Raw genomic sequence first — 25,335 nt, 5'->3', positions numbered from 1 at the left:
ACGAAGCGGAACAGAATGGAGTGGTGGTGGCTGAGGCCCAGTCCCCCGTGGGGAGCGTCGATCGCGCCCTGCTGATCCTTCAGGAGATCGGCAAGCACAGCAGGGGCGTTACGCTCGACGAGCTCGCCACCCGGCTCGGGCTGCCCAAGAGCTCGCTGCACCGCCTGCTCGGCGCGCTCAAGCACCGCGGGTTCGCGGCGCAGCCGGAGCCGAGCGGGCCGTACTTCCTCGGCACGGAGTTGCTGGCCACGGCCTTCAGGTTCTACGAGACGATGGACCTGCGCACGCTCGTGCGCCCGCTGCTGCTGCGGGTGAGCGAGGAGTTCGCCGAGACCGTGCACATGGCCACGCTCGACGGCGGCGAGGTCGTCTACGTCGACAAGGTGGAGGCGGTGCGGTCGATCACGATGACCTCGGTGATCGGCGGGCGCAACGCCGCCCACTGCACGGGCGTCGGCAAGGCGCTGCTGGCCTGGACGTACCCGACCGACGAGTCGGTCAAGGCGTGGGCGGAGCGCTTCGGCCCGCTGTCGGGCAGGACGCGGAACACGCTGACCAGCCCGGCCAAGCTGGCCACCCACCTCGACCAGGTGCGTCAGCGCGGCTACGCGCTCGACCTGGAGGAGAACGAGCCGGGCGTGCGGTGCGTGGCCGTGCCGGTGTTCATGGGCAGGACGGCGCCGGTGGCGGCGGTGAGCGTGACGGCGCTGAAGGACCGCATGTCGCCGGCGCGGATGGAGGAGATCGGGCACGGTCTGCGGAAGGCGGTCGCCGAGCACGTCTGATTCCGTAATGCGGAACGCTGGTGCGCGATGCGGAATGGGTGCTATCTTCTGGGAGAACTTCTCCCGGAGGAGCCGTACCTTCATGTACTTCGAGCTCGATACCCCATCGCTCGTCATCGACCTCGACGCGGTCAGGACCAACATCGCCGAGATGGCCAAGACGGCCGCGGCGCACGGCGTCAGGCTGCGACCGCACATCAAGACCCACAAGATGCCCGAGCTGGCCCGCATGCAGCTCGACGCCGGCGCGAGCGGCATCACCTGCGCCAAGCTCGGCGAGGCCGAGGTGATGGCCGACGCGGGCGTCGAGGACATCCTGCTGGCCTTCCCGATCTGGGGCGAGCCCAAGCTGCGCCGCCTGGCAGCGCTGCGCGAGCGCGCCCGGGTGCGGGTCAGCCTCGACTCGCCCGAGGTGGCCGCCGGGCTCGGCCGGCTGGGCGGGCCGCCCGTGGAGGTGCTGGTGGAGGTGGACACCGGCCAGCACCGGCTGGGCCGCCCGCCGGGCCGGCCCACCGCCGACCTGGTCGCCGAGATCGCCGCCGTGCCCGGCGTCGAGGTCGTGGGCCTGCTCACGCTGGCCGGGCACGCCTACCACTCGCGCGACCGCGCCGAGCTGGAGGAGACCGCCCGCCGCGAGGGCGAGGACCTGGTGGCCACGGCCGAGCTGTGCCTGCGCGACGGCATCGGACTGCGCGAGATCAGCGTCGGCTCCACGCCGACCGCCCGGTACGCCGCCGGGGTCGCCGGGGTGACCGAGATCAGGCCCGGCACGTACATCTTCAACGACACCGCGATGATGCGCCTCGGCGTCGCCACCGAGGAGACGGCCGCCGCCCGGGTGCTGACCACCGTGATCGCCCGCTCGACCCCGGAGCGGGTCGTCTTCGACGCCGGCACCAAGTGCCTCACCTCCGACGGCGCCGGCTCGCCGGGCTGGATCAGGGCCGCCGGCCTGCCGTACCTGCACATGGACTTCCTCAACGAGGAGCACGGCGTGGCCCGCCTGGAGGCGGGCCACCACGACGAGCTGCCGGTCGGCACGCGGGCGCAGCTCATCCCCAGCCACGCCTGCGCGGCCGTCAACCTCTTCGACGTCGCCCACGGAGTCGAGAACGGCAGGGTCACCACCGAGCTTCGCGTCGCCGCCCGCGGCGCGGTGCGCTAGCGGGAACGGAAGGAGAACGCCATGCGGGGACTCGCGGGCAAGCGGGTACTGATCAGCGGGGGAAGCAGCGGCATCGGCGCCGCCACGGCCCGCAGGTTCCTCGAAGAGGGCGCCAGGGTGGTGCTCGGCGGACTCGACCCGGCCGAGGTGGACAAGACGGTGGCCGAGCTGTCCGGGCTGGGCGAGGTGAGCGGCATCGCCGGTGACATCAGCACGGAGGCCGACGTCACCCGCCTGGCCGAGGGGGCCGTGGAGACGCTCGGCGGTCTCGACGTTCTGATCAACAACGCCGGCACCGCCTGGCGCGAGCCGTTCCTGGAGATCACCCCCGGGCACTGGGACACCATCATGGCGGTGAACCTGCGCGGCATGTTCCTGGTCGCCCAGGCCGTCGCGCGCCACCTGGTCGAGCAGGGCACCGGCGGGGTCATCCTCAACATGTCCTCCACCAACGGGCTGGGCGGCGAGGCCGACTACGCCCACTACAACGCCTCCAAAGGCGGCGTGCTGCTGCTCACGAAGACGATGGCGGTCGAGCTGGGCAGGCACCGCATCCGCGTGAACGCGCTGTGCCCCGGCTACATCAGGACGCCGCTGAACGCCTCCATCTCCGAGGGCCTGGCGGGGGACTTCGTGTCCTCCTACGAGCGCGACCACATCCCCCTGGGCCGGGCCGGGCTCGCCGAGGAGGTCGCCGCCGGGTACGCCTTCCTGGCCTCCGACGACGCGGCCTTCGTGCACGGCACGGAGCTGGTCATCGACGGCGGGCAGCTCGCCATCATGTGAGCCCCTACTCGTGGGGGAGGAGGTAGCGCCACGCCAGCGCCAGCTCCTCCCCTGACGACGTGCGATAGACCTGCCTGCCCCCGGCCGGCAGCAGGCGGGCGATCGCCCGCGCCTTGGCGCCCGCGTAGTCCCGGGTGTTCTCGCTGCTCTCGTGAGGGGGCACCGGCAGGCCGCGCGGCCACGGCTTGACCTTGCCGTAGCCGCTGACCCGGTCGGCTGACAGCCGCACCCGGGCGACGGCGTACGGGCGGCCCCCGGCCGCGACCCGGTCGGCCAGGAGGCTGAGGCGGTCGCGGGCGCCGGTCAGCGCGGCGTCGTAGCCCTCGGGGGTCTGGTCCAGATGCGGTACGTACACCTCGTGCAGCCCGTTGCCCGTGTCGACGCCGAGGACGGTGGCCGGCGCGTCGTAGACGGTCGGCGTGCCTGGCCGGGGCGAGACGGTGGCTGGTTGCCCGGCCAGCTCCTGGCGCAGCGCCTTGACCAGGGCTTCCACCTCGGCGGGTGGCAGGCGCAGCTCGTGGGCGGCCTCCGCGATGGCCCGCCCGTCGGCGTAGACGACCAGCGCGGGAGGGCGGACGGCCCTGAGGCCGGGAGCCAGGTAACCGCCCTGCCACGACCATGCGGCGACCGGCCGCCCCGCGTGGACCGCCTCGGTGACGACCGCCTCGGTCGCGGCCGTGTCGGTGGCGGGCTGGTTGGGTGCGGTTGTGGCGGGCGGTTCGGGTTCGGCGACAGGCGAAGGAGCCGGCGAGCCCCCAGGACGGGGTGTCTCGCCGGCTCCCGCGCCGCCGCACGCCGCCAGTGCCAGCGCGAGCGCCAGCACCGGAACGGCGCTCCAGCGTGAGGTCATACCCGTGAAACGATCACCACAGGCGATCGGTTCAGCCCGTGGTGAGGGTGATCACGTTCGGGGCGTAGTCGTCGCGCGTGCCGTCCGTGGCGTGGAAGGCGATCTTCTGGGTGTTGCCCGTGCCGGTCAGGAGTGAGAGCGGCACCGACCACTTGTAGAGCCCGTCCGTGCTGGAGACCAGCGGGCTCACGCCGGCCACCGCGCTCCACGACCAGGCGTTCGAGGCGCCGGTCTTCTGGAAGAGGTGTTGTTCTCGATCATGTACTCGGCGCCGATGGTGTTCACCGACCAGCCGGTCAGGTAGTTCGCGTCGGTGTCGATGAAGACGTGGTAGGTGGTGTACGGCAGGTTGAACTTCGCCGTGTAGGTCGCCGTGCCCGCGCTGACCGCCGCCACCGCTCCGGCGATGGGGGCGACCGGGGTGGAGGGGGCGGTGACGGTGAGGACGCTCGCGGCGTAGTCGTTGCGGTCGCCGTCCGTCCCGTGGAAGACGATCTTGTGGGTGGTGCCCGTGCCGGTCAGCAGCCAGGAGGGCACGGACCACTTGTGGAGGCCGTTCGTGTCGGAGACCAGCGGGGTCACGCCCGGAACCATGCTCCACGACCACTGGCCCGGGTCGCCGGTCTTCTGGAAGAGGGCGTTGTTCTCGATCATGTACTCGGCGCCGATCGTGTTCACCGACCAGCCGGTCTGGTAGTCCGCGTCGGTGTCGATGAAGACGTGGTGACCGCTGTACGGCAGGTTGAACTGCGCCTGGTAGGTCGCCGTGTTCTCGTCCATCGCCGCCGTCGCGCCGGTGATCGGCACCGGGTTGGTGGTGGTGATGGCCGTGCTGGCCGACTGCGCCGAGGCGCGGCCGGTCGTGTCACGGGCCCGCACGGTGAAGCCGTAGGACGTGTTGAGCGCCAGGCCGCCGAGGTTGACGCTGGTGCTGCCGCCGGGCAGGGACAGCTCCCGCACGCCGTTCTTGAACACGTCGTAGAAGGCCACGCTGTCGCCCGAGTCGCCGTCCGTGGAGGCGGTCCAGGTCAGCTTGACGCTGGTCGGGCCGACGCCGGACGCCACGGGCGTGCCGGGCGCCGTGGGATTGTTCGCGCTGGCGGCGGCGGTCGTCACGGCCAGGGCCGTGCTGGCGGCGGAGACGTTCCCCGCCCGGTCGCGCGCCTTGACCGTGAAGGAGTAGGCGGTGGCGGCCGTGAGCCCGCCCACGTCGAAGGTGGTCGCCGAAGGCGTGAGGTTCGCCCTGCTGCCGATCTTCACGCTGCCCTGGTAGACGTCGTAGCCGACCACGCCGGGGTAGGCGGCGGAGGTCCAGCTCAGGCGCGCGCTCGTGGCCTTCACCAGGCTGGCGGCAGGCGTGGCGGGCTTGGCGGGAGCCGCGCCGCCGCTGCCCTTCGCCGCCGTCACCTGGGACGACAGGTACGAGGGCAGCGTGTCCCAGGGATTTTCCAGCTTGTCGTCGGTCACGTACACGTACCCGGCGTTGTTGGTCTTGGACGTGGCGACGACCGTGGCCATGGCCGCCGCGTCGGGCACGTCGTAGATCAGGTGCCAGATCTGCCTGGGGTCGGCGGTGGCCTCCCAGGCCGACGGCAGGTAGGGCTCCTGCCGGTTCTGGTAGGAGCTGTAGGAGCCCTCGAAGGTGACGAGGATGTCGGCGGCGTCCTGGAAGCACGCGGCGGGCGAGACACCGGGGTTGGCGATGGTGGTCGCGCCCGGGTGGTACGTCTTCACGTACGTGTTGATCTCGCGGTACAGGTTCACGTAAGCCTCGCCGCCCGAGGCTGGCCCGCACGCGTTCTGCGCCTGGTCGAAGAAGATGCCGTCGATCGAGGAGCCGTAGAACTCGTACCACTTGTTGATGTCGGACTGGATCTGCGCCCGCCAGTCCTCGACGGCCGACGAGCCGAGCCGGGTCCGGTTGGCGCCGATGCTGGTGCCGAAGTAGCCGGTGTCGACGTAGCCGATGACCTTCATCCCGGCGGCGTGCGCGGTCGCCAGCGCGGAGGTGTAGGCCGGCTTGGCCAGGTTGCCCGGGCCGTTGGCGACGTTGGCCACCACCACGCCCGGCTTGACGGTCGCCGTGTTGAGCTGGCTCCAGTAGTCGGGAGTGTTGCCGGGCAGGAAGTAGGCGGGTACGGCCACCTGCTGGTCGAGCACGGCGTCAGCCGCCTGCGCAGGTGTGGCGGCCAGCAACGGGATCGCTAAGAGCGTCGCTCCGAGCAGCGTGTGCCAGCGGGACTTGAGCATGTACACCCTTTCTTGACTACTGGAACAGCGCGTTGACTTCGGTGTTGGCCTTGGGGAGCGCGGTCCTGGCGTCGGCGGTGCCCAGCAGGACCGACGAGATCGCGGTGTCCATGATTTCGTTGATCTTGTCGGCGTTGTCGGTCACCGGCAGCAGGAACGTGCCGTCGGCGGCCTTGGCCTCCGCCACGAACGGCTTGACGTCCCGCCCGGCCGCCTCGTGCGCCGCCAGCGCCTTGTCGGAGGAGGTGGTGATGGCGGGCAGCACCTCGGTGGTCGCGGCGATCAGGTCCTGGCACTCGGCGGAGGCCGTGAACTTGACCCACTGCCATGCCTCCTCCTTGTGCTTCGTCCCGGCGTAGATCGCGTCGGAGACGCCGTTGATCGGCGACTTACGGCCCAGCGGCGCCGTCGGCAGCGGCGCCACCGCCAGGTTGAGCGCCTTGTTGTCCAGGTAGGGCTTGGCCATCCACGACCCGGCCATCACCATCGCGGTCTTGCCCGCCTGCAGCACCGCGTCGCCGCCGAGCGCCGACTGCTTGTCGTACGGCGGCGCGTACCCCTTCTTGATCAGGCTCGCGAACCAGTCGATGGTCTCGGCCAGCTTCGGGTCGTCGTAGAAGTACTTGGTGCCGAACGGGTTCTTGTCGAGGTACTTGAAGCCGTTGCCGGCCGCGAACGCGGCCCAGCCCGTCTGGCCCAGCGCGCCGGTGTTGTAGTCGGGGGCGATGCCGTAGACGGCGACGTGCTCCTTGTCGAAGCCGGGGTCGGTGCCCCTGCGGCCCTGGTCGTCCACGGTGAGCGCGGCGATGGCCTTCTCGAACGTGCCGCCGTCCTTCGGGTTCCACGTCCACTCGGCGAAGCCGGCGGGGTCGAGGCCGGCCTCCTTCACCTGGTCCTGGTTGTAGAAGACGCCGATGGTGTCCCAGTCGAGCGGCAGGCCGTACCGCTTGCCGTCGCGCACCCAGACGTCGGCCAGGCCCTTCTGGTACTGGCCCAGGTCCACCTTGTCGCGCGCGACGTACTCGCTGATGTCGAGGAGCTGGCCGTTCTTGGCGAACTGCGGGTAGTAGGCCACCGAGTCGCGGAAGACGTCAGGGGCGGTGCCGGAGACGACCTGCGTGGTGAGGTTCTGCCAGTACTGCGCCCAGGCCACCGAGCTGAGCTTGATCGTGATGTTCGGGTTCTTCTTGGTGAAGGCGTCGGCGCACTGCTTGTAGGCGGGCACCTGGCTGTCGACCCACATCACGTAGTTCAGCTCGACGGGCCCCGCCTGCGCGTCGGTGCCGCCGCCGCACGCCGAGGTGGCGCAGACGAGCGTGACAAGGGTCAGAAGGGTCTTGCGGGACATCTGGGGGGTCCTTTACTTGATGCCGGTGAAGTTGAGCGAGTTGGCCAGCCGCTTGCCGAAGACCAGCAGGAGCAGCAGGACGGGGATGACGGAGAGGGTCGAGCCGGCCATCAGGCCCGTCCAGTCGGGGCGGGCGTTCGGCGACTGCTGCAGGAACACGCCGAGCGCGACGGTGAGCACCCGGCTGCTCTCGTCCTGGCCGACGAGCAGCGGCCAGAGGTAGTCCTTCCAGGCGTAGACGCCGTTGATGATGGCGATCGTGATGAGCGGGCCGCGCGACATGGGCAGCGCCACCCGCCAGAACACGCTCCACACGCCCGCGCCGTCGATGACGGCGGCCTCCTCCACCTCGCGCGGCAGCGACAGGAAGAACTGCCGCAGGAAGAAGACGGTGAACGGGGTCATCAGCAGGATCGGCGCGACCAGCCCGGCGAACGTGTTGAGCAGGCCCAGGTTGCGCACGAGCGCGAAGTTGGGCAGCAGCGTGAAGATCGGCGGCACCATCAGCGCCGCCACGAACGCCGAGAACAGCGCCTCCCTGCCGCGGAAGCGCAGCCGCGCCAGCGCGTAGGCGGCCATCGCGCACGACAGCGTCTGCACGGCCACCACGACCGCCGTGTAGACGATCGAGTTGCGCAGGTAGAGCAGGAAGTCGAGGGAGGCGCCAGAGCCGCCGGCGGCCTGCGCCTCGGCGAACGTGGACAGGCCCAGCACGCGTTTGAAGTTGGCCCAGGTGAAGTGCTGCGGCCACAGCGAGAAGTTGTCGGAGAACAGGTGCTGGGCGTCGGTGAGCGCCGTGCGCACCATCCAGTAGAACGGGAACACGGTCACCAGGACGGCCAGCCCCAGCACCGTCCAGGCGGCGATCCGGCCTGCGCGCATGTCGGGTCCCTCCCTTATCCGAGGTCCGAGTCGGAGGCGCGCATCAGGCGCATCTGCACGAACGTCAGCACGCCGAGGATCGCCACCAGGCTGAGCGCCATGGCCGCCGCGTAGCCCATCCGGAAGTGGGTGAACGCCTCCTGGTAGATGTAGTAGTAGATGACCTTGGTGGCGTTGACCGGGCCGCCCCTGGTCGCCACCGCGATCGTGTCGAAGATCTGGAAGCAGCCGATCACCGACACGACCAGCACGAGCGCGAGCACGGGCCGCAGCAGCGGCAGCGTGATGCGGAAGAACGTGCGGACCTCCCCGGCGCCGTCCATCGCCGCGGCCTCGTACACCGAGGCGGGGATCTGCAGCATGCCCGCGTACAGCAGCAGCGCCACGTACCCGACGGAGGCCCAGGTGGTCACCGCGGCCACGCTCGGCATGGCCTCGGCGGGCGCGTTGAAGAAGCCGTGCGTGGGCAGGCCCATCGCGTTCATGAGCTGGTTGACGAAGCCGAGGTTGGCGTCCAGCAGCCACAGCCACAGCAGCGCGGTGGCCACGTTCGGCACCAGCCAGGGCAGCAGCAGCGTGGCGCGCAGCACCACCGACTTGGTCAGCCGGTGCATCAGCGCGGCCAGCAGCAGCGCCAGCGTGATCTGGCCCACCAGGTTCAGCACGGTGTTGTAGGCGGTGAGCAGCAGCGCCTTCCAGAACAGCGGGTCCGTGGCCAGCTCGGCGTAGTTGTCCAAACCGACGAACTCGGGCTCCGACAGCAGGTTCCAGTCGGTGACCGACAACCACAGGCCGCGCACGCTCGGGTAGATGTAGAACGCGGCGAACCCGATCAGGGCCGGGAGCAGGAAGAGCACGGCGTGGCGGCCCTGCCCGCCCTCGGCGCTGTGCTTGAAGGCGGGCTTGAAGGGGGCCGCCTTGGCGCGCGTGAGCGTCGCGGTCATGCCAGCCTCGGCACGAGTCGCAGCGCGTTGCCGGCGTAGACCTGCTGGAGGACGTCGTCGGGCAGGTCGAGGCCGGAGATCGTCCAGCGGCCCATCGGCGGCGGGTCGTCCAGCGAGTGCGCGAACGCCTCGTCGTCGGTCTCCATGAACCGGAAGTGGATGCGGTAGATCTCCCGGTCCGGCGGGATCTCGTCCGTGCCGAACAGCACCCGGTCGGGGTGGCGCAGCATCAGCGCGCGCGTGGCGCGCGGCTGGCGGCCCAGCTCGGCGATGCGCGCGGCGATGTCGACGCGGAAGTTCTGGTACGTGTCCAGCAGGCGGCTCGCGAAGGCCAGGTTCTCCGGCCAGCAGCCGGCGTGCACGCCGATCACCGTGGTCGCCGGATGCCGCGCGATCATCGACTCCATGGCCTCCATCAGCCGCTCGAACGGCGGGAACTGCGGCCCCGAGAAGTTCCAGTCGGGCCGGGCCGCCAGCAGTTCGAGCCGCTCGTTGCGCTCGTCGGCCGGCTGGAAGAAGGCCACCGGGTCGGCGGTGTGCAGCGCGATCGGGATGCCCGCCTCGCCGACGGCCGCCCACAGCGGGTCGAGCCGCGGGTCGTCGAGCATGACCAGCTCGCCCCGGTGGTCGCGGACCCGCAGGCCCACGTCCTTCCACACCTTCAGCCCCGCCGCGCCCTCCGCCACGTTGCGGCGGAGCTGCCCGGCCAGCCGCTCGCCGAAGCCGGGCTCGGCCGCCTGCGACCAGTCCACGTGGCAGAACGTGGCGAACCTGCCCGGGTACGCGGCGTCGTAGCGTTCGATGTTCTCGGCCAGCTCCCTGCCCCAGCGGCCGTCGAGGTTGACCATGCCGCGCAGGTTCAGCTCGTCCATCAGCCCGACCAGGGCAGGGACGTCCTTGACCATCCAGCTCCCGTCCTCGGTCAGCCAGCGGCCGAGGTGGATGTGCGCGTCCACGACCGGCACCCGGGCGCGGTCCACCTCGTGGACCGCCACCTGGAGCTGCGAGACCGGCCGGTAACGGGACAGGGGCAGATCCGGGCTACACATTCCTGATTCCCTCCGGTAGCAGGTCGCCGTGGGCCGCGATCAGGTCGTCCACCAGCTCGCGGATCCTGCGGACCGGGAGCGTGGCCGAGGTGTTGGGGTCGAGCAGCGCGGCCTGGTAGACGTGGTCGCGGCGGCCCTCCAGCGCCGCCTTCACGGTCAGCTCGCTGACGTTGAGAAACGTCCGGTTCAGCGCCGCCACCTGGGCGGGCAGCTCGCCGACCCGCACCGGCTGCACGCCCGCGCGGTCCACGTGGCAGGGCACCTCGACGGTGGCCTCCTGCGGCAGGTTGGAGATCAGCCCGCCGTTGCGCACGTTGCCGTGGATCATGCGGCGGGTGCCCGTCTCCATCGAGTGGATGGCCAGCGACGCCAGCTCCTCGCCCCGCTCGATCGGCACTCCCCTGCCCTCTTCGAGCGAGCGCCGGTACGTCTCGTACTCCTCGAAGCCGTCGGCCAGCCAGTCGAGGTAGACGCCCACCGGGATGCGGTAACGCGCCACCTCCTCCTCGTGCGGCAGGAACCACGGCAGGTACTCCGAGCCGTGCTCGCTGGACTCGGTGGGGAAGTAGCCGAAGCTCCGGTAGACCTCGACGCGCACCCGGCGGGCCAGCTCGGGGTCCTGGGCGATCAGCTCGTCGAGGCGGTCGTAGAGGTTCTCGCCGTCGCGCTCGAAGCGCAGCACGAACGCCTGGTGGTTGACGCCTGCGGTGAGGAAGGAGATCTCCTCCTCCGGCACGCCGACCATCCTGGCCAGGGTCTTCTGCGTGTCGCGGGCGGCGTGGCAGACGCCGACGACGTTCTTGAACGCCGTGCCCGCGTACACCGACCACGGGATCATCGACATCGGGTTGGTGTAGGTGAACAGCGTGGCGCGCGGGGCCAGCTCGGCCAGGTCGTCGCCGATGCCGACCATGACGGGGATCGTGCGCAGCGCGCGGAAGATGCCGCCGATGCCGAGGGTGTCGGCGATCGTCTGGCGGACGCCGTACGCGGCGGGGATCTCGAAGTCGCGCTTGACGGCGTCCAGGCCGCCGACGGCGATCTCGTTGATCACGTAGTCGGCGCCGTCCACGGCGGCCCTGCGGTCGGCGTGCGCCTCGACCTTCGCGCCGATGCCCAGCTCCGCGACCATCCACCTGGCCATCGCCTCGGCGGTGTCCAGCCTGGCCTGGTCGATGTCGTGCAGCACGACGGTCGACTCCGACAGCTCGGGGAAGGTCAGGAGGTCGGACAGCAGGTTCTTGGCGAACGTGATGCTGCCGGCGCCCACGAGGACGATGCGGGCCATCGCTACGCTCCTTCCGGCGTGAGCAGGGCCTTGACGGGGGTGGCGCGGCCGTTCATCAGCGAGGTGAAGACCTGGGCGCCCTCGGCGAGGGGGAAGGTCTCGACCCAGCTCAGGTCCCAGCCGGGGACCAGGTCGATGGCGGCGGCGAAGTCGGCGTCGTCGTAGGCGAACGAGCCGAGCACCCGCTTCTCGCCGCGCACCAGATCGGCGGCGTCGTAGCCGGACACGTGGTCGGCCAGGCCGAGCCAGACCGCCACGCCGCCGGGGCGCAGCCGGGCGACCGACTGCTCGTGCGTGGCGGCGGCGCCGACCGCGTCGAAGATCACGTCGTACTCGCCGGTCAGCTCGGGGCCCGCGGCCGAGGCGCCGAGGCGGGCGGCGATCTCCAGCCGGCCGGGCGCGCGGTCGGCCACCTCGACCGAGGCGGCGCCGCCGGACAGCGCGACCTGGAGGCAGGTCAGCCCGATCGCGCCGGCGCCGAGCACGCCGACCCTGGCGCCGGACGGGCGCCCGGCCAGCCGCCAGGCGTGCACGGAGTTGGCGGCGGGCTCGACCACGCCGGCGGCCGTCCACCCGAGCTCGCCGGGCAGCGGCACCACGGCGGCGGACGGCACCGCGACGCGCTCGGCGAACGCGCCGGGGCGGTGCACCCCGATGATCCGCCGGTTCCTGCAGACGTTGCGCAGCCCGGCCGCGCACACGTCGCACGCGCCGCACGACAGGATCGGGTTGACCGTCACGGCCCGCCCGTCGTCCGTGCGCCCGGCGAACTCGTGCCCCATGACCAGCGGCGGCACCCGGAAGCCCGGGGTCTTGACGCCGTGCAGCTCGCTGCCGCAGATCCCGGACGTGACCACGTGCACGAGGACCTCGCCGGGGCCGACCTCGGGCTCCGGCACGTCCTGCGGCTCCACCACACCCGGCCCGGTGAAGACGAGCGCCTTCACCCGCGGTGTCCGGTCGTCGAGAGGGGGCGTTCCATGGGGCTTCCTCATTCCGTATGGCAGAACGTCATTCCGAACTGGCGATAGGAGACCACTGCCGCGAAGAGTGTGTCAAGAGGGCGGGAGGCGGATCACGGCGTCCCGGCCTTGTTCCGTGACGTGGAATGTCGTTACGCCAAACGGGAAGCGTTGTATTTCGGCCTGGGCGGAATTCGTTTTCGAGAAGGCGTTCACCGCATGGCCGACTCCGTGTCAATAACGGTTTGGGGTCGGTTCGCTGCCATATTCGAACGTTTTGTTGAGGGCGGGGATAATGAAAATTTCACGGGGGCAAACGTCAACGGCCCCGCCGCGCCTTGGGACCGCGCGGCCACGGGGGCCGATCATCGCGCCGGCCAGTGCCGCCACCACGCCGCGGCGCCTCGCACGATCCTGCTCCGAACGGCCGCCCCCTCGATCGAGCCACACAGAGGAAGTGGGCGTTGTGATCGTTGTACGGTTCTCGGTGCTGGGCCCTCTCGCCGTATTCCGCGACGGGCGGCGGACGGCTGTGCCCGGCGGCAAGATCCGGACGGTTCTCGCGACATTGTTGCTCCGCCCCAACCAGGTCGTCACCGTCGACCACTTCGCGGAACGGCTGTGGGACGAACGCATCCCCCGCAACCCGCGCCGCGTCCTGCAGACCAACGTCGCGCGCCTGCGGCAGTCGCTGGGCCTGGGCGAGCTGATCCAGACCGAGCCCGGCGGCTACCTCGCCAGGCTGCGCGCCGACCAGCTCGACCTGCTCCAGTTCAGGCGCCTCGTCCAGCAGGCCGACCACGCCGCGGCGGCCGGGCAGGAGGGGCGCCTGCTGCACGAGGCGCTGCGCCTGTGGCGCGGCCCCGCCTGCGCCGACGTCGAGTCCGACACGCTGCACAGGATCGACGTGCCGCCACTCGCCGAGCAGCGCCTCCAGGTGCTCGAACGCCGCATCGACGCCGACCTCCAGGCGGGGGAGCACGCCGCGCTCACCGCCGAGCTGCGGGCGCTGACCGCCGAACATCCGCTGCGGGAACGGTTCTGGGCCCAGCTCATGACCGCCCTGTACCGGGGCGGGCGGCAGGCCGAGGCGCTCGGCGCGTACCGCACCATCTCCCGCCTGCTCAGGGACGAGCTGGGCATCGACCCCAACACGGAGCTGCGCCGGCTGCACCGCGCGGTGCTCACCCAGGAGCGGCTCACACCCCGCGCGGCGCGGCCCACGCCCCGGCAACTGCCCGCCGACGTGCCGGGGTTCGCCGGGCGCTCGCGCGAGCTGGCCGTCCTGGACGGGATCTGCGACGCGTCGGCGGCGATGGTCACCGCCGTGGAGGGCATGGCGGGGGCGGGCAAGACGGCGCTGGCCGTGCACGCCGCCCACCGGCTGGCGCCCGCCTTCCCCGACGGGCAGCTCTTCATCGACCTGCACGGCCACACCCCGGCCGGCACCCCGGACGACCTCGGCTACCTGCACGGCCACCCGCCCGACGACCCGGCCGACACGCTCGGCCGCGTGCTGACCCTGCTCGGCGTGCCCGCCGAGGCCGTCCCCGGGCAGCTCGCCGACCGGGCCGCCCTGTACCGCAGCGTGCTGGCCGGCAGGAAGATGCTCATCGTGCTGGACGACGCCGCCGGAGAGGACCAGATCCGGCCCCTGCTGCCCGGCGCGGGAGCCTGCCGGGTGCTGGTCACCAGCCGCAGGCGGCTGCTCGACCTGGACGGCGCCCGCACGGTCCCGGTGGACGTGCTCCCGGAACCGGACGCCATCGCCCTGTTCATCGCCGCCGCGGGCGCCGACCGCGTCATGGGCGCACCGAGGACGCCGGGGGTGCCGAGCACGCGGGGCACGCTAGAGGCGCCGGACGCAGGGGACGCGCTGGGTACACCGGGGGCGCCGGATGCGCCGGACGCGCTGGGGGTGCCGCGCGCGCTGGGGGCGCCGGATGCGCCGGACGCGCCGGACGCGCCGGACGCGCCGGGGGCGCCGGGGGCGCTGAGGGTGCCGGACGGGCCGGATGCGCCGGGCACGCGGGGGGTGCCGGGCATGCCGGGGGCGCTGGGGGTGCTGGGGGTGCCGGGGGCGTTGCGGGAGGCGCGGGAGGCGCGCGAGGCGGTGGCCGAGGTGGTCCGCAGGTGCGGCCTGCTGCCGCTGGCCATCCACCTTGCGGCGGCCCGGCTGCAGGCCCACCCGGCCTGGAGCGTGCGTCACCTGCTGGAACGCCTGGAGCCGCGCGGGCGACGGTTGAGCGAGCTGAGCGCGGGCCGGCGCAGCGTGGCCGCCGCACTCGACCTGTCCTACCGCGACCTGACCCCGGCAGGGCGGCGCGCCTACCGCCTGCTGGGCCTGCACCCGAGCGCCGAGTTCGTGCCGGAGAGCGCCGCCGCGCTGCTGTCCACGACCGTCGCCGGGGCGTCGGCGACGCTGGAGCGGCTGCTGGAGCTGCACCTGCTGGGGGAGCCTGTCCCCGGCCGCTACCGCTTCCACGAACTGGTGCGCGCCCACGCCGCCGCGCGGGCCGTCCGCGAGGAGTCCGAGGAGGACCGGCGCGCCGCGCTCACCCGCCTGTTCCATCACTACAGCCGGGCCGCCTCGGCGGCTCTGGGCCGCCAGCACCCCTGCGCCCTCGACGCGCACGTGGCCAGGCCCGCCACCACCGGACGCGGACGCTGAGCGAAGCACGGCCCGCCACCGCTGGACGCGGCGCTGAGTGAACTACGGCCAGGCCTGCTGGACGCGGCGCTGAGCGAGCCACGGTCAGGCCCGCCGCCATGGGACGCGGACGCTGAGCGAACCACGGTCGGGCCGTCGGCGTGGCTCCGTGATCGCGTGGGCAGAGGTGCCTGTGATGTGAGGTGATGAGGCATGAAGCCGGAGATGAAGGACATACAGGCGCTGAAGCGGCGCCTGGGCCGGGTCGGGGTCTGGAACAGCACGCTGAGCAGCGAGGCGGCCGCGTTCGAGCGCGAGGCCGCCGCCGAGATCGAGAGCCTGGGGTTCGGGGCGTTGTGGATCGGGGAGACCCCCACCGGCAAGGAGGCGCTGACCCACGCGGCCATCCTGCTCGGCGGGACGAGCAGCCTGACCGTCGCCACCGGCATCGCCAGCATCTGGGGTCGCGACGCCACCGCCGCCGCGAACGGGGCGAACACGCTGTCGGAGGCGTACGAGGGCAGGTTCGTGCTGGGCATCGGCGTCAGCCACGCGCCCGCCGTGCAGGGGCGGGGGCACGACTACCGCAAGCCGGTGTCGGCGATGCGCGAGTACCTCGACGCCATGGACGCCACCGAGTACTCAGGCCCGCTCCCCGCGCCGGCGCCCCGGCTGCTGGCGGCGCTGCGCGGCAAGATGCTGGAGCTGGCGGCGCAGCGGGCGTACGGGGCGCACCCGTACTTCGTCACGCCCGAGCACACGGCCCGGGCGCGTGCGGTGCTCGGCCCCGAGCCGGTGCTGGCGCCCGAGCAGACGGTGATCCTCGAATCCGACGCGGATCGGGCCCGGCAGATCGCCCGCGGCTTCACGGCGCGGTACCTGGCGCTGCCGAACTACGCCAACAACCTGCTCGACCTGGGCTGGAAGGAGGACGACCTGGCCGGCGGCGGCAGCGACGCGCTGGTAGACGCCATCGTGGCGTGGGGCGACCCTGAGACGATCATCGAGCGGGTGCGCGCCCACCTCGACGCGGGCGCCGACCACGTGTGCATCCAGCCGCTCGCCGACAGCCCGCAGCGGCTGATGGAGCACCTGCGGGTGCTGGCCAGGTCCGACGTCGTGGCGACCTGAGCGCCGGGCAAAGAGACCTCAAGGAAAGGGGCGGACCGGCTACGGGGCGCCCGCGACGGGGAAGAGCGCTGGGGGTGACGCTCAACGGGGGAGTGGGCTTGTGCGAGTCATCGTCGATCTGACGCGCTGCCAGGGGTACGGGCAGTGCGTCTTCCTCGCGCCGGACGTCTTCACCATGCGCGACGAGGCGCTCCTGTACGACCTGCAGCCCGCCGACGAGCACCGCGAGCACGTGCTCAGGGCGGCGGCGGCCTGCCCCGTCCAGGCCATCCACCTCGACAGGACCGCCCTTTCGGTGCACCAGCCCCTCGACCGGGAGCCCCGCCCGCAGCCGGTCGGCGGGCGGATCGTGATCGTCGGCGCCTCGCTGGCGGGCGCGCGGGCCGCCGAGGTGCTCAGGCGCGACGGGTTCACCGGCGAGCTGACCATGATCGGCGACGAGACGCGCGAGCCGTACGACCGGCCGCCCCTGTCCAAGCAGGTGCTCACCGGCCAGGTGCCGCCCGAGCACACCCTGCTGCCCCGCCTGCGCGAGGTGGACGCCGAGCTGCTGTTCGGCACGCCGGCCACCGGCCTGGACGTGGCGGGCAAGCGGGTGCTGCTGGCCGACGGCAGGGAGGTCGGGTTCGACCGGGTCCTGCTGGCCACCGGCACCCGCGCCCGCCCCTGGCCGGACGCGGCCGAGGCCGCGCTGGACGGCGTGTACACGCTGCGCGACGCCGGGGACGCCGTCGAGCTGCGGCAGGCGCTGGCGGCGGGCCCGCGCCGGGTGCTCATCCTCGGCGCGGGCTTCACGGGCAGCGAGATCGCCTCCGTCTGCCGGGAGCTGGACCTGCCGGTGACGGTGGTCGAGCGCGGGCCCGCCCCGCTCTACAACGCCATGGGCGGCGTGATCGGTGACGTCGCCGCGCAGCTCCAGCGCGACCACGGCGTGGACCTGCGGACCGGCACGACCGTCACGGCGCTGGAGTCGGACGGCGCGGGCCGGCTGACCGGGGCCACGCTGTCGGACGGCAGCACCGTGGCGGCCGACGTGGCGGTGGTGGCGCTCGGCTCCGTGCGCAACGTCGAATGGCTGCGCGACTCGGGGCTGGCCGCCGGGGTGTGGGGCGTGACGTGCGACGCGGGCTGCCGCGCCGTGGACGTCAACGGCCTGGTCACCGACGACGTGTTCGTGGCCGGCGACATCGCGCGCTTCCCGCACCCGATCTACGAGTACCAGTTCATGAGCCTCGAACACTGGGGCAACGCGGTCGCCCAGGCCGAGATCGCCGCGCACAACATGGTCAGCGACCAGGCGCACCGCTGGCCGCACCTGTCGGTGCCGGTCTTCTGGTCCAGCCAGTTCGGCGTGAACATCAAGTCGGTCGGCGTGCCCACGTTCGCCGACCAGATCGTCTTCACCCAGGGCTCGCCGGCGGAGCGGCGGTTCGTGGCCGTCTACGGGTACCAGGGCAGGGTCACGGCGGCGGTCACCTTCGACCAGGCCATGTGGCTGGAGTTCTACCAGCGCCAGATCGAGCAGGCGGCGCCGTTCCCACCGGACTTCCGCCACGTCGGCGGGAAGGCCAGGAAAGCCGCAGGAGCCGGGGGAGCCGGGCGGGCGGACGGCGCTGGGGGAGTGGACGGCGCTGGGGGAGTGGACGGCGCTGGGGGAGTGGACGGCGCTGGGGGAGTGGACGGGGGGCCGGTGCCCGCGCGGGTTCCCGAGCGGCTGGTGGCCGCCGCCGGTGTGACGGTCGCGGTGACCGGCCACGACCCGGCGGAGCGCCGCGTCTCGCTGGTGCATCCACGCTGACGGTAGGAGAAGAGAGCATGGACGTCCTGAAGCAGATCCTCGACCCGGCGGCCCGCGCCGACCCGTACCGGTTCTTCGGCGCGCTGCGCGAGAGCCCCGTGGTGCTGCGGGACGACGGCACGTACCTCGTCACGACGTACCGTGAGATCGTCGCGCTGCTGCACGACCCGCGCATCAGCTCCGACCGCCGCAACCTCAGGAGCGCCACCGCCCACGACCCCGACCTGCACCCGTCGTTCATCGGCCTGGACCCGCCGGAGCACGACCGGCTGCGTGCACTGACCATGCGGCACTTCGGCCCGCCGCACGCGCCGGAGACGGTCGAACGGCTGCGCCCGAAGATGCTCGACCTCACCACCGCCCTGATCGACGCGCTGGCGGGCAAGAGCAGGGCCGACCTGGTGGACGAGGTGGCCTACCCGCTGCCGGTGTCGGTGATCTGCGCGCTGCTCGGCGTCCCCGAGGAGGACGAGCCGCGCTTCCACGCCCTGGCCGACGAGGTCGTCGAGACGCTCGGCCCGGGCGAGGAGGACCGGGAGGAACGCGAGCGGGCCCGCCAGGCGGCGGGCCTGGAGCTGTCGCGCTACCTGGCAGGGCTCGCCGAGGCGCGCGGCAGGGAGCCGCGCGGCGACATGCTGTCGGGCCTGATGACCCATCGCGGGCCCGAGGGCGGCATGACCCAGGACGAGGTGGTGTCCACGGCGGTGCTGCTGCTGATCGCCGGCCACGAGACCACGATCAACCTCATCGCCAACGGCATGCTCACCTTCCTGCGCCGCCCTGACCTGCTGCGGCGGCTGCGCGACGACCCCGCCCTGATCATCCCGGCCGTGGAGGAGCTGCTGCGTTACGAGCCGCCCGTGCAGTTCGTGTCGTCGCGGGTGGCGCTGGACGACATCACGATCGCGGGCACCACGATCCCGGCGGGCGCGCCCGTCGTGCTGGCCATGGCGGCGGGCAGCCGTGACCCCGGCCACGTGCCGCATCCGGACGACTTCGACCTCGACCGGCCGCGCAACGAGCACCTCGGGTTCGGCGGCGGCGTGCACTACTGCTTCGGCGCGCCGCTGGCCAGGCTGGAGGCGCAGATCGTGCTGAACGAGCTGATCCGGCGGCTGGACAATCCCCGGCTGGTCGCGGACCCGCCGCCGTACCGGCCGAGCGCCGTCCTGCGGGGGCCGCGGCACCTGGTGGTGGACTACGACGGGGTCGTGTGACCCCGGGCGATGTTGTCATACGACTTATTGAGTCATACGATGACGTACGAATCTGCCGCCGACCTCCGGGGACCTCCATGGACCGCATCCGCCACGTCGCCCTCTCCTCCGTCACGCTCCCGCTCGACGTCCCCATCAGTGACGCCAAGGTCCTCACCGGCCGGCAGAAGCCGATGACCGAGATCGCCTTCCTGTTCGCCGAGATCTCCACCGAGGACGGCCACAGCGGCACCGGCTTCAGCTACTCCAAGCGGGCCGGCGGCCCCGCCCAGTACGCGCACGCCAAGGAGGTCGGCGAGAACCTGCTCGGCCAGGACCCGTCCGACATCGGCAAGGTGTACGAGTCGCTGCTGTGGGCGGGCGCGTCCGTGGGCCGTTCGGGGGTGGCGACGCAGGCGCTGGCCGCCGTGGACGTGGCGCTGTGGGACCTGAAGGCGAAGCGGGCCGGGCTGCCGCTGGCCAAGCTGCTGGGCGCCTACCGCGACTCCGTCAGGACGTACAACACCTCGGGCGGCTTCCTGCACGCGCCGATCGAGGAGGTCAAGGCGCGGGCGACGCAGTCGCTGGCCGACGGCATCGGCGGCATCAAGATCAAGGTGGGCCAGCCGGACATGAAGGAGGACCTGCGCCGGCTGGCCGCCGTGCGCGAGCACCTGGGCGACGGCGTGCCGCTGATGGTGGACGCCAACCAGCAGTGGGACAGGGCCAGTGCGCTGCGGTTCGGGCGGCAGGTCGAGGACCTGGGGCTGGTGTGGATCGAGGAGCCCCTGGACGCCTACGACGCCGAGGGGCACGCCCAGCTCGCCGCCGCGCTCGACACCCCCATCGCCACCGGCGAGATGCTGTCCAGCGTCGCCGAGCACGTCCGCCTGATCGAGGCCCGCGCCGCCGACATCATCCAGCCCGACGCCCCGCGCGTCGGCGGCATCACCCCGTTCCTGCGCCTGGCCACGCTCGCCGACCACGCGGGCCTGCAGCTCGCGCCGCACTTCGCCATGGAGATCCACCTCCACCTGGCCGCCGCCTACCCGCGCGAGCCGTGGGTCGAGCACTTCGAGTGGCTCAACCCGCTGTTCGAGGAGCGCCTGGAGACGCGTGACGGCCGCATGATCGTGCCGGACCGCCCCGGGCTCGGCTTCACGCTCAGCGAGCAGTGCCGCAAGTGGACCGTCGACTCCGTCGAGTTCGGGAAGGCCTGACCCGTGCGCGTCGAGTCGGTGCGGTTCGGCCGCTACGCCGTTCCGCTCGCCACGCCGGTCAGCGACGCCAAGGTGGCCACCGGGCGGCAGCGCCCGCTGGCCCAGATCGACGTCCTGACCTGCGAGATCGTCACCACCGACGGGCTGGCGGGGCTGGGGTTCTCCTACACGACCAGGGCGGGCACGCCCGCCCAGTTCGCGCACGCCAAGGAGGTCGGCGAGCTGCTGCTCGGCGAGGACCCCGCCGACATCGGCCGGATCTACGACCGGCTGCTGTGGGCGGGCGCGTCCGTGGGCCGTTCGGGGGTGGCGACGCAGGCGCTGGCCGCCGTGGACGTGGCGCTGTGGGACCTGAAGGCCAAGCGGGCCGGGCTGCCGCTGGCCAAGCTGCTGGGCGCCTACCGCGACTCGGTGCGGGTCTACAACACCTCCGGCGGCTACCTCCAGGCCCCGATCGAGGAGGTCAAGGAGAAGGCCGGCCAGTCGCTGAACAGCGGCATCGGCGGCATCAAGATCAAGGTCGGCCAGCCCTCGATGGCGGCGGACCTGCGGCGGCTGACGGCCGTGCGCGAGCACCTCGGCGACGAGGTGCCGCTGATGGTGGACGCCAACCAGCAGTGGGACAGGGCGAGCGCGCTGCGGTTCGGCCGGGCCGTGGAGGACCTGGGGCTGGTGTGGATCGAGGAGCCGCTGGACGCCCACGACGCCGAGGGGCACGCCCAGCTCGCCGCCGCGCTCGACACCCCCATCGCCACCGGCGAGATGCTGTCCAGCGTCACCGACCTGGTCCGCCTCGTGGACCTGCGGGCCGTGGACTTCCTGCAGCCCGACGTGCCGCGCGTCGGCGGCATCACCCCCTACCTCAAGGTCGCCGCCCTCGCCGACCACGCGCACCTGCACGTCGCGCCGCACTTCGTGATGGAGATCCACGTGCACCTGGCCGCGGCCTACCCGCGCGAGTCCTGGGTCGAGCACATCGAATGGCTCTCGCCGCTGTTCGAGGAGCGGCTGAAGATCGAGGGCGGGCGGATGGCCGTGCCCGACCGGCCGGGGCTCGGCCTCAGCCTCGCCGCGCAGGCCAGGGACTGGCGCTTGGACGAGGTCGAGTTCCGCGTGGACGGCCGGTAGATTGTCCGCCGTGCCGCCCGATCAGAGACTCGACCGCGACACCGGCCGCGGGCTCGCGCACGAGCTCGTCGAGCGGCTCAAGGCCCGCATCCTGGCCGGGGAGATCCAGCCCGGCCAGAAGCTGCCCACCGAGTCGTCGCTGATCCAGGAGTTCGGGGTCAGCCGCACGGTGGTGCGCGAGGCCGTCTCCCGGCTGCAGGCCGCCGGGCTCGTCGAGACCTTCCAGGGGCGCGGCTCGTTCGTGCTGGCCCTGCCCGCCTCCACGGCGTTCTCCGTGGAGGCGTCGCAGGTGCGCACCCACCGCGACGTCCTCGACATGATCGACTTCCGGATCGGGGTCGAGACGGAGGCGGCGGGGCTGGCGGCGGAGCGGCGTACGGACCTGCAGCTCAAGGCGATCGAGCGGGCGCTGGTCGACCTGGGACGCTCGGGGGAGCAGCCCGGCAACGCCGTGGAGGCCGACTTCGAGTTCCACCTGAAGATCGCGCTCGCCGCGAACAACCGGTTCTACGCCGACCTGCTCACGTCGCTCGGGCCGATGATGATCATGCTGCCGCGGACCCGGCTGGAGCACGTCTACACGGTCTCCAACGCCACCCACTTCACGCGGGTGACGCTGGAGCACGAGAACGTCTACCGGGCCATCGCCGGGCGCGACCCCGCCGCGGCGCGCGCGGCCATGCGGCTGCACCTGTCCAACTCCAAGGCCAGGCTGCAGCCGCCGTGACCGGCTACCAGCGGGAGGTGTTCGGGGTGAAGCCCGGCACGATCGAGGCCATGTAGGCGGTGTCCTCGCGCGCCCGCTGCCCGCACGTCAGATACTGCTCGTGCAGCGCGGCCAGCGCGTCCTCGTCCAGCTCCACGCCGAGCCCCGGCCCCTTCGGCACGGCGACGGACCCGCCGGAGAACTCCAGCGCGCCCGGCTTGACGACCTCCTCCGTCTTCCACGGGTAGTGGGTGTCGCAGGCGTAGGTGAGGTTCGGGGTGGCGGCGGCCAGGTGCGTCATGGCGGCCAGGCTGACCCCGAGATGCGAGTTGGAGTGCATCGACAGCCCCATGCCGAACGTCTCGCAGATGCCGCCCAGCAGCGCCGAGCGGCGCAGCCCGCCCCACAGGTGGTGGTCGGAGAGCACGACCTGCACGGCGTCGGCGGCGACGGCGGGCTTGAGGTGCTCGAACGCGATCACGCACATGTTCGTGGCGAGCGGCAGGTCGGTGTGCCTGGACACCTCGGCCATGCCGGGGATGCCCGGCGTCGGGTCCTCCAAATACTCCAGCAGGCCGGAGAGCCGGTCGGCCGCCTTGATCGAGGTCTCGACGGTCCAGGCGCCGTTCGGGTCGATGCGCAGGGCGTGCCCGGGGAAGGCGGCGGCCAGGGCCTCGACGGTCTCGAACTCGTGGCGGGGCTCGTACACGCCGCCCTTGAGCTTGACGGCGGTGAAGCCGTACTCGGAGATCATCCGCCGCGCCTGCTCGACCAGTTGCTCGGGCGTGCGGCCCTCGCCCCAGGTGTCCTCCTCGTGGCCCGGGTGGCCGGCCCACTTGTAGAACAGGTACGCCGAGAACGGCACCCGGTCGCGTACGGCGCCGCCGAGCAGGTCGCTCACCGGCCGCCCGGTCGCCCTGCCCTGGAGGTCCAGCAGCGCCACCTCGAAGGGCGACACCACGGTGTCCACGGCGCTGGAGACCTCCAGCATGCCGCCGAAGCTGGCGCCCGCCCCGCCGGTGGCGGCGCCGAGCGTCTCGCCGACGATCCGGCGCAGGGCGTGCAGGTCGAAGACGTCCGCGCCGGGCAGGGCGGCGGCGACCGCCTCCAGCCGCTCGACGTGCGCCTGGTCGGCGTAGGTCTCGCCGAGGCCGACCAGGCCCTCGTCGGTGTGCACCTGGACGATGGTGCGCAGCACGTACGGCTGGTGCACGCCCACGACGTTGAGCAGCGGCGGGTCGCGGAAGGCGACCGGGGTGACGACGACCCTGCTGACCCGCCCGGCCTCACTGACAGTCACTGGGCCGCCTTCACCGTCAGCACGGGGACGGTTGACTCCATGAGGATGCGCTGCGCCTCGCTGCCCATGATGAACTTGCCGACCAGCGACCGGTGCCGGATCCCGATCACCACGAGCGTCGCGCCGGTCTCCTTGACCAGCGCCTCGAACGTCTCGGGCAGGTCGTCGTCGTGCAGCGGCTGGCGCAGCTCGGCGTCCACGCCCGCCTCCCGCGCCCGCCGCAGCAACTCCGCGCCGGCCGCGTCGTCGATCTTGTGCTCGTCGATGGGGGCGCCGCGGCGCGGCGAGTTCACGATGATCACGCGCTCCCCGCGCAGCGCGCCCTCGCGCAGGCCCGCGTCCACGGCGGCCTCGCCCTCGGGCGTCGGCAGGTAACCGACGAGGATGGTCATGAGATCTTCTCCTCAACACGATCGGTGGGCTTGCGGCGTATCGCCTTACGGATCAGCGGCCACACCGCCACGATCAGCACCAGGGCGAACACCGTGCCGGAGATGGGCCGGGTGAAGAACCCGGCCGGGTTGCCGCCGAAGATCAGCAGCCCCTGCCGCGCGGAGCTCTCGATCATCGAGCCCAGCACGAACGCCAGCACCAGCGGCCCCGGCTCGAAGCCGAACTTCTTCATCAAGTACCCCAGCACGCCGAACACGATCACCAGGAAGATGTCGTAGGCCTGGTTGCGCACCGTGTACGCGCCCAGCAGCGTGATCAGCACCGTGATCGGGGCCATGATGGCCGGTCGCACCCGTAGGATGCGGACGAACACGCCCACCATCGGGATGCTCATCACCAGCAGCAGGATGTTGCCGATGTACATCGAGTTGACGACGCCCCAGAACACGTCCGGGTGCTCGGTGACGAGCTGAGGCCCCGGCTGGATGCCCTGGATGAGCAGCGCGCCGAACATCAGCGCCATCGTCGCGTTCGCCGGGATGCCCAGCGTCAGCAGCGGGATGAACGACGAGGTCGCGGCGGCGTTGTTGGCGGTCTCGGGAGCGGCCACGCCCTCCACGGCGCCCTGGCCGAAGCGCTCGGGCTGCTTGGCGCGCCGCTTCTCCAGCGCGTACGCGGCCAGCGACGACAGCACCGCGCCACCGCCGGGCAGCACGCCCAGCACGAACCCGATCACCGAGCCGCGCCCGATGGCGCCCTTGGCCTGCCCGAGGTCCTTGCGCGATGGCCACACGTTGCCGACCTTGGCCGGCGCGTGCACCTGGTTGTGCCGCTCCTCCAGGTTGTAGAGGATCTCGCTGAGGCCGAACAGGCCCATGGCGATCGGGATGAAGTCGATGCCCTCGGCCAGGTTCAGGCTGCCGAAGGTGAAGCGCTCGGCGCCGGTGAACGTGTCGCGGCCCACGGTCGCGATCAGCAGGCCGATGCAGGCGGCGATGATGGCCTTGAGCTTGTTGCCGTTGCCGATCGAGGAGATCAGCAGCACGCCCAGGATGCCCAGCGCGGCGTACTCGGGCGGCCCGAAGTCGAGCGCGAAGCCGGCCACGACCGGGGCGACGAGCGTCAGGCCGATGATCGAGACCGTGCCGCCGATGAACGAGCCGATGGCCGCGATGCCCAGCGCCGTGCCCGCCCTGCCCTGCTTGGCCAGGGCGAAGCCGTCGAAGACGGTGACGACCGAGGACGCCTCGCCGGGCAGGCGGAGCAGGACCGAGGTGATGGTGCCGCCGTACTGGGCGCCGTAGAAGATGCCCGCCAGCATGATGATGGCCGACACGGGCCCGATGCCGTACGTGATCGGCAGCAGGATGGCGATGGTCGCGCCGGGGCCGAGACCGGGCAGCACGCCGATGAGCATGCCGATGATGACGCCGATGAGGCAGTACAGCAGGTTGGTCGGCTCCAGGACGACGCCGAAGCCGTCGAGGATCGGGGAGATGTCCAT

The 25,335-nt window shown here is 72.0% G+C and carries 22 protein-coding genes; 10 read left to right on the top strand and 12 right to left on the bottom strand.

Annotation, left to right across the window (positions count from 1 at the left end; genetic code table 11):
• Positions 1-26: 26 nt before the first annotated feature.
• The 3 genes from ABD331_RS11690 (at position 27) to ABD331_RS11680 (ending at position 2,736) form a co-directional block, all read left to right on the top strand.
• Positions 27-785 (top strand): IclR family transcriptional regulator, encoded by a 759-nt coding sequence (locus tag ABD331_RS11690; RefSeq protein WP_344473581.1) that lies wholly within the window; start codon positions 27-29, stop codon positions 783-785.
• An 82-nt stretch (positions 786-867) separates the two neighbouring features.
• Positions 868-1,950: an alanine racemase gene (locus tag ABD331_RS11685; RefSeq protein ID WP_344473578.1), complete on the top strand. Its 1,083-nt coding sequence runs from the start codon at positions 868-870 to the stop codon at positions 1,948-1,950.
• Positions 1,951-1,971: 21 nt separating this feature from the next.
• A complete protein-coding gene (locus tag ABD331_RS11680) occupies positions 1,972-2,736 on the top strand; it encodes an SDR family NAD(P)-dependent oxidoreductase (protein ID WP_344473575.1) in 765 nt (254 codons plus the stop codon).
• A gap of 4 nt (positions 2,737-2,740) precedes the next feature.
• On the opposite strand, the gene ABD331_RS11675 is transcribed toward ABD331_RS11680, so the two are convergent.
• The 9 genes from ABD331_RS11675 to ABD331_RS11635 are packed head-to-tail and all read right to left on the bottom strand — an operon-like array spanning position 2,741 to position 12,294.
• Complete coding sequence (locus ABD331_RS11675; RefSeq protein ID WP_344473572.1) at positions 2,741-3,586, bottom strand: hypothetical protein; 846 nt, start codon at positions 3,584-3,586, stop codon at positions 2,741-2,743.
• A gap of 31 nt (positions 3,587-3,617) precedes the next feature.
• The gene (locus ABD331_RS11670; protein ID WP_344473569.1) at positions 3,618-3,776 is read right to left on the bottom strand and encodes a hypothetical protein; all 159 of its coding nucleotides are present in this window, start codon (positions 3,774-3,776) and stop codon (positions 3,618-3,620) included.
• The gene (locus ABD331_RS11665) at positions 3,773-5,836 is read right to left on the bottom strand and encodes a spherulation-specific family 4 protein (protein WP_344473567.1); all 2,064 of its coding nucleotides are present in this window, start codon (positions 5,834-5,836) and stop codon (positions 3,773-3,775) included. The genes ABD331_RS11670 and ABD331_RS11665 overlap by 4 nt, the downstream gene beginning before the upstream one ends.
• Positions 5,837-5,852: 16 nt before the next feature.
• Positions 5,853-7,184: an ABC transporter substrate-binding protein gene (locus ABD331_RS11660; RefSeq protein ID WP_344473566.1), complete on the bottom strand. Its 1,332-nt coding sequence runs from the start codon at positions 7,182-7,184 to the stop codon at positions 5,853-5,855.
• A 12-nt stretch (positions 7,185-7,196) separates the two neighbouring features.
• Positions 7,197-8,066: a carbohydrate ABC transporter permease gene (locus ABD331_RS11655; RefSeq protein ID WP_148438816.1), complete on the bottom strand. Its 870-nt coding sequence runs from the start codon at positions 8,064-8,066 to the stop codon at positions 7,197-7,199.
• Positions 8,067-8,080: 14 nt separating this feature from the next.
• Positions 8,081-9,010, bottom strand: a complete 930-nt coding sequence (locus ABD331_RS11650) for a carbohydrate ABC transporter permease (RefSeq protein ID WP_344473563.1) — start codon at positions 9,008-9,010, stop codon at positions 8,081-8,083.
• Positions 9,007-10,059, bottom strand: coding sequence for an amidohydrolase family protein (locus ABD331_RS11645; protein WP_344473561.1), 1,053 nt, complete (start codon positions 10,057-10,059; stop codon positions 9,007-9,009). Before ABD331_RS11645 ends, ABD331_RS11650 begins: the two co-directional genes overlap by 4 nt.
• Positions 10,052-11,347, bottom strand: a complete 1,296-nt coding sequence (melA, locus tag ABD331_RS11640; RefSeq protein ID WP_344473559.1) for an alpha-galactosidase — start codon at positions 11,345-11,347, stop codon at positions 10,052-10,054. The genes ABD331_RS11645 and melA overlap by 8 nt, the downstream gene beginning before the upstream one ends.
• A 2-nt stretch (positions 11,348-11,349) precedes the next feature.
• On the bottom strand, positions 11,350-12,294 hold the full coding sequence (locus ABD331_RS11635; RefSeq protein ID WP_344473557.1) for an alcohol dehydrogenase catalytic domain-containing protein: 945 nt from the start codon (positions 12,292-12,294) through the stop codon (positions 11,350-11,352).
• Between the two features lie 481 nt (positions 12,295-12,775).
• On the opposite strand from ABD331_RS11635, the gene ABD331_RS11630 reads away from it, so the two are divergent.
• The 7 genes from ABD331_RS11630 to ABD331_RS11600 all read left to right on the top strand — a co-directional run bounded on the left by ABD331_RS11630 (position 12,776) and on the right by ABD331_RS11600 (position 22,159).
• A complete protein-coding gene (locus ABD331_RS11630; protein WP_344473555.1) occupies positions 12,776-14,980 on the top strand; it encodes an AfsR/SARP family transcriptional regulator in 2,205 nt (734 codons plus the stop codon).
• 192 nt (positions 14,981-15,172) lie between these two features.
• A complete protein-coding gene (locus ABD331_RS11625) occupies positions 15,173-16,090 on the top strand; it encodes a TIGR03620 family F420-dependent LLM class oxidoreductase (protein ID WP_344473553.1) in 918 nt (305 codons plus the stop codon).
• Between the two features lie 100 nt (positions 16,091-16,190).
• Positions 16,191-17,888 (top strand): FAD-dependent oxidoreductase, encoded by a 1,698-nt coding sequence (locus tag ABD331_RS11620; protein WP_344473551.1) that lies wholly within the window; start codon positions 16,191-16,193, stop codon positions 17,886-17,888.
• A gap of 17 nt (positions 17,889-17,905) precedes the next feature.
• The gene (locus ABD331_RS11615) at positions 17,906-19,105 is read left to right on the top strand and encodes a cytochrome P450 (protein WP_344473549.1); all 1,200 of its coding nucleotides are present in this window, start codon (positions 17,906-17,908) and stop codon (positions 19,103-19,105) included.
• 77 nt (positions 19,106-19,182) lie between these two features.
• Complete coding sequence (locus ABD331_RS11610; RefSeq protein WP_148438806.1) at positions 19,183-20,304, top strand: L-talarate/galactarate dehydratase; 1,122 nt, start codon at positions 19,183-19,185, stop codon at positions 20,302-20,304.
• Positions 20,305-20,307: 3 nt separating this feature from the next.
• Complete coding sequence (locus ABD331_RS11605) at positions 20,308-21,432, top strand: L-talarate/galactarate dehydratase (RefSeq protein ID WP_344473546.1); 1,125 nt, start codon at positions 20,308-20,310, stop codon at positions 21,430-21,432.
• Positions 21,433-21,442: 10 nt separating this feature from the next.
• Positions 21,443-22,159: a FadR/GntR family transcriptional regulator gene (locus tag ABD331_RS11600; protein ID WP_148438804.1), complete on the top strand. Its 717-nt coding sequence runs from the start codon at positions 21,443-21,445 to the stop codon at positions 22,157-22,159.
• Between the two features lie 4 nt (positions 22,160-22,163).
• Here ABD331_RS11600 and ABD331_RS11595 read toward each other — a convergent pair whose 3' ends face one another.
• From ABD331_RS11595 to ABD331_RS11585, 3 genes are read right to left on the bottom strand one after another with little or no spacing between them, the layout of a single operon-like run.
• Positions 22,164-23,438 (bottom strand): enolase C-terminal domain-like protein, encoded by a 1,275-nt coding sequence (locus tag ABD331_RS11595; protein WP_344473542.1) that lies wholly within the window; start codon positions 23,436-23,438, stop codon positions 22,164-22,166.
• Positions 23,435-23,830: a universal stress protein gene (locus ABD331_RS11590; RefSeq protein WP_344473540.1), complete on the bottom strand. Its 396-nt coding sequence runs from the start codon at positions 23,828-23,830 to the stop codon at positions 23,435-23,437. Before ABD331_RS11590 ends, ABD331_RS11595 begins: the two co-directional genes overlap by 4 nt.
• Positions 23,827-25,335: a tripartite tricarboxylate transporter permease gene (locus ABD331_RS11585; RefSeq protein ID WP_344473538.1), complete on the bottom strand. Its 1,509-nt coding sequence runs from the start codon at positions 25,333-25,335 to the stop codon at positions 23,827-23,829. Before ABD331_RS11585 ends, ABD331_RS11590 begins: the two co-directional genes overlap by 4 nt.

This window comes from Nonomuraea monospora, assembly GCF_039531895.1.
Taxonomy (GTDB): domain Bacteria; phylum Actinomycetota; class Actinomycetes; order Streptosporangiales; family Streptosporangiaceae; genus Nonomuraea; species Nonomuraea monospora.
The sequence above is the reverse complement of the archived record's forward strand: the minus strand, read 5'-3'. Positions and strand labels throughout refer to the sequence as shown.

Bases quoted from the DNA above. Each gene is read 5' to 3' on its own strand.
- melA (WP_344473559.1), bottom strand. From the start codon at position 11,347: ATGGCCCGCATCGTCCTCGTGGGCGCCGGCAGCATCACGTTCGCCAAG.
- ABD331_RS11665 (WP_344473567.1), bottom strand. From the start codon at position 5,836: ATGCTCAAGTCCCGCTGGCACACGCTGCTCGGAGCGACGCTCTTAGCG.
- ABD331_RS11625 (WP_344473553.1), top strand. From the start codon at position 15,173: ATGAAGCCGGAGATGAAGGACATACAGGCGCTGAAGCGGCGCCTGGGC.
- ABD331_RS11645 (WP_344473561.1), bottom strand. From the start codon at position 10,059: ATGTGTAGCCCGGATCTGCCCCTGTCCCGTTACCGGCCGGTCTCGCAG.
- ABD331_RS11685 (WP_344473578.1), top strand. From the start codon at position 868: ATGTACTTCGAGCTCGATACCCCATCGCTCGTCATCGACCTCGACGCG.
- ABD331_RS11680 (WP_344473575.1), top strand. From the start codon at position 1,972: ATGCGGGGACTCGCGGGCAAGCGGGTACTGATCAGCGGGGGAAGCAGC.
- ABD331_RS11615 (WP_344473549.1), top strand. From the start codon at position 17,906: ATGGACGTCCTGAAGCAGATCCTCGACCCGGCGGCCCGCGCCGACCCG.
- ABD331_RS11655 (WP_148438816.1), bottom strand. From the start codon at position 8,066: ATGCGCGCAGGCCGGATCGCCGCCTGGACGGTGCTGGGGCTGGCCGTC.
- ABD331_RS11675 (WP_344473572.1), bottom strand. From the start codon at position 3,586: ATGACCTCACGCTGGAGCGCCGTTCCGGTGCTGGCGCTCGCGCTGGCA.
- ABD331_RS11610 (WP_148438806.1), top strand. From the start codon at position 19,183: ATGGACCGCATCCGCCACGTCGCCCTCTCCTCCGTCACGCTCCCGCTC.
- ABD331_RS11650 (WP_344473563.1), bottom strand. From the start codon at position 9,010: ATGACCGCGACGCTCACGCGCGCCAAGGCGGCCCCCTTCAAGCCCGCC.
- ABD331_RS11585 (WP_344473538.1), bottom strand. From the start codon at position 25,335: ATGGACATCTCCCCGATCCTCGACGGCTTCGGCGTCGTCCTGGAGCCG.
- ABD331_RS11590 (WP_344473540.1), bottom strand. From the start codon at position 23,830: ATGACCATCCTCGTCGGTTACCTGCCGACGCCCGAGGGCGAGGCCGCC.
- ABD331_RS11660 (WP_344473566.1), bottom strand. From the start codon at position 7,184: ATGTCCCGCAAGACCCTTCTGACCCTTGTCACGCTCGTCTGCGCCACC.